Source organism: Thermus altitudinis (genome assembly GCF_022760835.1).
GTDB lineage: Bacteria > Deinococcota > Deinococci > Deinococcales > Thermaceae > Thermus > Thermus altitudinis.
The window spans coordinates 1-5,264 of the sequence record NZ_JAKTNQ010000057.1 but is presented as its reverse complement, the minus strand read 5'-3'; the positions used below and the strand labels follow the sequence as shown (position 1 = coordinate 5,264).

Here is a 5,264-nt window from a genome sequence, read left to right as displayed (position 1 = left end):
GGTGTCACACCGCTGGACCATTTGCTCCTAGTGTAGCCCACTGTGGGGGGTCCGTGTATCCCCGGACTGAAGGTCCGGGGCATTATGGCCCCCCGCACTCCCCTTTTTCTGTAAAGGGCCCGCTTCTCCCGCCGGTCCTGAGCCTCGGTAGCGGGGGAAAGGACCTCCACCACGGCACAGGGGGCCTCCTCGTAGTAGGGATGGGGAGGACCGGGTTGGCACACCACCATCACATCGGGGTAGTAGACGGCCTCATCCCGAATCCTCAGCTTCATGTCGCTCATGTACACCCGGCACCCCTTGGTCCTGGCCGCCTCCAGAAGGCGGGCGGCGATGTTGAGGGCCACCCGGTTGTGGAGGGCGCTGGCCCCCGCCATGGCGTAGACGCGGCCCCGCAGGTACTCCCGCTTCACCGGGGAGCGGGCCTCCTCCTGCAAATAGGCCTCGAGGGTCACGGGAAGCCTTGGGGCCAGCATCTAGGCCATCCTATCATCCTCCGCCTTGGGTCCGCGGGCCATGAGGGCAGAAAGGGCCTTCAAAGGGTCCAGCCCCCCATAGGCCACCCCGTACACCGCCTCGGCGATGGGAAGCTCAAGCCCCGTCCGCTCCCGCCAGGCCATGAGGGCCTTGACCGCATAAAGCCCCTCCACCACCCCTCGGTCCTCGAGGCGCTCCAAGGCCTCCCCCCGCACCAGCCGCTCCCCCGCCCCCCGGTTGCGGGAGTGGAGGCTGTAGGCGGTGGCCAGGAGGTCCCCCAGGCCGGAAAGCCCGTAGAAGGTGGCCTCCACGCCTCCCAAGGCGGTGCCAAAGCGCACCATCTCCCTAAGGCCCCGGGTGAGGAGGGCCGCCTTGGCGTTATCCCCAAGGCGGAGCCCGTCCACCATCCCCGCCGCCAGGGCCAGGACGTTTTTCAAGGCTCCGCCCAACTCCACCCCCCGCCGGTCCTGGCTGGTGTAGACCCGGAAGGTAGGCCCGGAGAGGAGCTCCTGCACCCTCTTGGCTAGCTGCAAAGGCCCTGCCGCCACGCTGGCCGTGGGGAGAAGGCGGGCCACTTCCTCCGCATGGTTGGGGCCGGAAAGGACGGCCACCGGCCTCCCTGTCAAGGCCTCCACCACCTCGCTAGGGGTGTGCAGCCCCCCTTCCTTAAAGAAAAGCCCCTTGGTGGCGGAAAGGTACCAGGGGGCCCGGGGCAAGGCCTGGAGGGTTTCCTCCAAGGCCTTGGAGGGCAGGGCCACCACCGCCAGCTCCGCCCCCTCCAAGGCCTCCTCGGGGTCGGCGGTGGGGTAGAGATAGGCGGGAAGGGCCACCCCGGGTAGATAGTCCTTGTTTTCCCGTCGGACGCGGAGCTCCTCTGCAAGCTCTTTTCTCCTGGCCCAAAGGGTCGTGGGGATCCCCTTGCTGGCGAGGAGTACCCCCAAGGCCGTCCCCCAAGCCCCAGCCCCCAGGATGGCCACCTTCATAGGAGTAGGCTCACCTCCCAGGCCTCGTACCAGGCAGCCAGAACCAGGAAGAGGGCCCCCAGGTAGAAGGCAAGGAGAAGGGCCCTAAGCCCCTTCCGATACCCCTCCCCTCCCGCCGTCTTGGCCAGAAGCACCAGCCCCCCGAAGGTGACCAGGATGTAGGCCTGAAGCTCCAAGATTAGGGTGGGTAGGTGGATCAGGAAGGCGGGGCCCAAAAGGGCCGGGGAAAGGGCAAAGCCAAAGACCAAGTAACGAAGGGCGTTGAAAAGGAAAACCGGGATGCCAAAGAGCAAGGCGGGGATAAGCCCGGTGAGGAAAAGCCCCTGGCTGAAGTTCCAGTGGAAGATGACCCCGGCCAGGACGAGAACCCCCTTCCCCGTGGCCTCTCCCACGCCCATGGCCTCGAGGGCCCCTGCGAAAAGGGCCTGGACCGCCCTGGCCATCTCCGGCATCCCATAGGCCAAAAGGGCCCCCAGGGCAAAGAGGCCGTAGAGGAAAAGGTTGGTGAAAAGGTAAAGCCCTCTATAGGCGCGAAGAAGGGCCAGGGCCTCTAAAAGCCAGGCGCGGAAGGGGGAGGGCTGGAAGAGGAGAAAGGCCCAAAAGAGGGAAAGGAGCAAAAACCCCCACCCCGCCAAAGGGCTTAGGAGGTACCCAGGGAGGGAAAGCCCCTGGGGGCGGAAGTAGACCCGCTTCACCTCCCCCCCCTCCAGGACCACCACCACCTCCCCCACCTCCTCCCCCACGGCCGCGGGGAAGAGGACCCGGTTCCCCTCCACCTGGGGGCTATCCAGGTTGAGGGAAAGACCCTTAGGGGGTGGCGGGAAAGAGGCGTAGCGCTCCAAAAGCCTCGGGGCCTCCCCCGGGGAAGCCCTTAGGACCTCCTCGAGGCTTGGCGAAAGCTTTCCGGCAAGCCAAGCCTCCACCGCCTGGCGGCCCAACTCCACGGGGGAAGAGGCCAGGGCCCCAGGGAGGAAAAGGAGAAGCCAGGCCAGGGAGCGCACGGCCTCAAACCTCCTCCAAGGGCACCCCACCCCGGCAGAGGGGGCAGGCCTCGGGAGGGTAATGGGGCACCTCCAGCTTCAGGAGGGCCCGGAAGGGGACACCGAAGTCCGCCTTCCCCCCGCTCCGGTCCACAATGGCCCCCACCCCCAGCAAAACCCCCCCCCTGGCCTCCGCCGCCCGGATGGCCTTGCGCACGCTCTCCCCCGTGGTTACCACATCCTCCACCGCCAAAAAGCGGTCGCCCGGATTCACGGTGAGGCCCTTGCGCAGGGTCATGCCCCCCTGGCCGTCCTTTTCGGCAAAAAGGGCCCTGGCCCCCAAGGCCTTGGCCACCACGAAGGAAAGGACGATCCCACCCAAGGCCGGGCCGATGACGAAATCCACCTTCTCGTCTTCAAAGAGCTTGCCCAAGGCCTCCCCCACCGCCTCCGCGTAGAGGGGATGCTGCAAAAGGGCCGCGGATTGCAGGAAGACCGGCGAATGCCACCCCGAGCGCAGGAGGAAGTGCCCTTCCAAAAGGGCCCCCGTCCTGCGGTAGAGCTCTAGGACATCCATCCCCCCTACTCTACCAAAGCCCTCAGGAAGTCCTCCGCCGCCCACAACGCCCCCTCGAGATCCGGCCGGCCCCCCGGGTAGAAAAGGGCGCGGCTAGCGGTGTTTAAAAGCCCGGGGCCCTTCAAGGGCCTCCCCCCTTGCGCCCCCACCCCGGGAAGGAGCAAGGGGGCCCGGGGAGCCACCTCTCGCACCCGCCAAACCGCCTCCGGGTAGGTGGCCCCCACCACCAGGCCCACCCGGCTCCACTCCCCTTCGCAGTACCCCTCCCCCGCCTGGGCCAAGGCCTCCGCCAGATGGAGGTAAAGGGGTTTTCCCTCCACCCCTAGGTCCTGCAGGAAGCCCGAGCCCGGGTTGGAGGTCTTGACCAGGACGAAGACCGCCCCCTGGCTTTCCTCGGCCGCCTGGAAAAAGGGGCTGAGGGCCTCTAGGCCCAAGTAGGGATTCACGGTGAGGGCGCTTCCGGGAAAGCGCCTAAGGTAGGTCTCGGCATAGGCCGCGGCGGTGGTGCCGACATCCCCCCGCTTCCCGTCAAAGATCACCGGGAGGCCCATGACCCGGGCGGCGCTGGCCAGCTCCAGGAGAAGTTCCATGCCCTTAGGACCCAAGGCCTCAAAAAAGGCCAGCTGGAACTTAACCGCAGCCAGCTTGGGCGCTAAGGCCTCAAACACCTCCAGGGAGTACCGCCTTAGATGCCGAAGGGGTTCAGGCCCATGAAGCCCAGGCCTGGGATCCACCCCCAGGACCAAGGGCGGGCGGGTAAGGGCGAGGAGAAAGTCCATGCTCTCCACTATAGGCCTTGACAACCCCGGCCCCTTGGGCCTAGAGTTACCGGCGTAACGCAAGGAGGGAGTATGAAGAAACTCATCCTGGCTTTAAGCCTTCTGGCCCTGGCCGCATGCCAACAGCAGGGCACCCTCAGCCCCCAGGCCTTTAGGGAACCGGGCCAGACCTACATCGCCATCCTGGAGCCCACGGCCTCCCCAGGTATGGCCGGGCGCTTCACTGAGCGGCTTGCCGCTTTGGAAAGGGCCCACGGCCTCGCGGTGCCTGCGGAGGACCGCCTCGAGGCCCTGGGGGCCGTCATCCTCCGCAACCTCACCCCCGCCCAGGCCCAGCGCCTAGCCCAAGACCCCCGGGTCTACGCCCTGACCCCGGACCAGGAGGTGAGGGCCTACGCCCAGACCATCCCCTGGGGCGTGGAGCGCATCGGCGCCCCCTCCACCACCGCCAAGGGGGCCAGCGTCTCCGTGTACGTGGTGGACACCGGCATCAAGGTGGGGCATGAGGACCTCACCAACCTAATGGGGGGGTATGCGGTGGTGAAGTGCCGGGGCAAGTGCCGCGCCGCCTACGACGACGACAACGGCCACGGCACCCACGTGGCGGGCACGGTAGCCGCAGTGAATAACAGCGTGGGCGTCTTAGGGGTGGCCCCCGCCGCCGAGCTTTGGGCGGTGAAAGTCCTTTCCGGCTCGGGCTCTGGCTCCACCAGCGGCATCGTCCAGGGCATCAACTGGGTGATCAGCCACAACAACGGCGGCAAGCCCAAGGTCATCAACATGAGCCTGGGGGGTAGCGGCACCGACGACCAAGACGGTCAGTACTGCCCCAGCACCCGTTCCAGCAACGCCTTCCACAACGTCATCCAAAAAGCGGTGTGCGACTACCGGATCACTGTGGTGGTGGCCGCCGGCAACGAAGGGGACAACGCCGCCAACCATACCCCCGCCGCCTACGACGAAGTCATCACTGTAAGCGCCACCAACAGCCAAGACGACTGGCCCTCCTGGTCCAACTACGGACCCGACGTGGACATTGCCGCCCCTGGCGTCTCCATCCTCTCCACCTGGAACTCCTCCACCTCCAGCTACAACACCATCAGCGGCACCTCCATGGCAAGCCCCCACGTGGCCGGAGCCGCCGCCATTGTGCTCTCCCGCTACCCCAACTACACCCCAGCCCAGGTGAAAGAGGCCATCCTGCAAAACGCCGAGAGCACCGCAGGCTGGCAGAACACGTCGGGTAAACCCCACCCCGAGCCCTTCTTGAACGTGAGAGGATTCTAGCCCTTCCCAAGGAAAACCCCCCGCCTAAGGGCGGGGGGCGGTCTTTCCCGGAAAAAAGAAAGCCCCCTTGCGGGGGTTGACACCGTTGGACCACGGGGTCTTGAAAGCGCAGGAACGGGCCTTGGTTGCTCCTTAGAAAGGAGGTGATCCAGCCGCACCTTCCGGTACAGCTACCTTGTTA

General features: G+C 66.3%; 6 protein-coding genes. 1 reads left to right on the top strand and 5 read right to left on the bottom strand.

The genetic code is table 11. The features are described 5' to 3' along the window. The 5 genes from L0D16_RS12160 to pyrF form a co-directional block, all read right to left on the bottom strand. Positions 1–476, bottom strand: a 476-nt coding sequence (locus tag L0D16_RS12160; protein WP_243032448.1) for a Uma2 family endonuclease, incomplete at its 3' end; no start/stop codon positions are given. Further along, entirely contained in the window at positions 477–1,460 is a 984-nt protein-coding gene (locus L0D16_RS12155; protein WP_243032447.1) for an NAD(P)H-dependent glycerol-3-phosphate dehydrogenase, read from the bottom strand. Continuing rightward, positions 1,457–2,461, bottom strand: a complete 1,005-nt coding sequence (locus L0D16_RS12150; protein ID WP_243032446.1) for a hypothetical protein — start codon at positions 2,459–2,461, stop codon at positions 1,457–1,459. Before L0D16_RS12150 ends, L0D16_RS12155 begins: the two co-directional genes overlap by 4 nt. Before the next feature lie 4 nt (positions 2,462–2,465). Further along, the gene (gene pyrE / locus L0D16_RS12145) at positions 2,466–3,017 is read right to left on the bottom strand and encodes an orotate phosphoribosyltransferase (RefSeq protein ID WP_243032445.1); all 552 of its coding nucleotides are present in this window, start codon (positions 3,015–3,017) and stop codon (positions 2,466–2,468) included. Positions 3,018–3,022: 5 nt separating this feature from the next. Beyond that, on the bottom strand, positions 3,023–3,796 hold the full coding sequence (pyrF, locus tag L0D16_RS12140) for an orotidine-5'-phosphate decarboxylase (protein WP_243032444.1): 774 nt from the start codon (positions 3,794–3,796) through the stop codon (positions 3,023–3,025). Between the two features lie 72 nt (positions 3,797–3,868). Here pyrF and L0D16_RS12135 point away from each other — a divergent pair, with 72 nt between their 5' ends. After that, complete coding sequence (locus tag L0D16_RS12135; RefSeq protein ID WP_243032443.1) at positions 3,869–5,083, top strand: S8 family peptidase; 1,215 nt, start codon at positions 3,869–3,871, stop codon at positions 5,081–5,083. Positions 5,084–5,264 lie beyond the last annotated feature (181 nt).

Coding starts and splice junctions, on each gene's coding strand:
- L0D16_RS12155 (WP_243032447.1), bottom strand. CDS start 1,460: ATGAAGGTGGCCATCCTGGGGGCTGGGGCTTGGGGGACGGCCTTGGGG.
- pyrE (WP_243032445.1), bottom strand. CDS start 3,017: ATGGATGTCCTAGAGCTCTACCGCAGGACGGGGGCCCTTTTGGAAGGG.
- pyrF (WP_243032444.1), bottom strand. CDS start 3,796: ATGGACTTTCTCCTCGCCCTTACCCGCCCGCCCTTGGTCCTGGGGGTG.
- L0D16_RS12135 (WP_243032443.1), top strand. CDS start 3,869: ATGAAGAAACTCATCCTGGCTTTAAGCCTTCTGGCCCTGGCCGCATGC.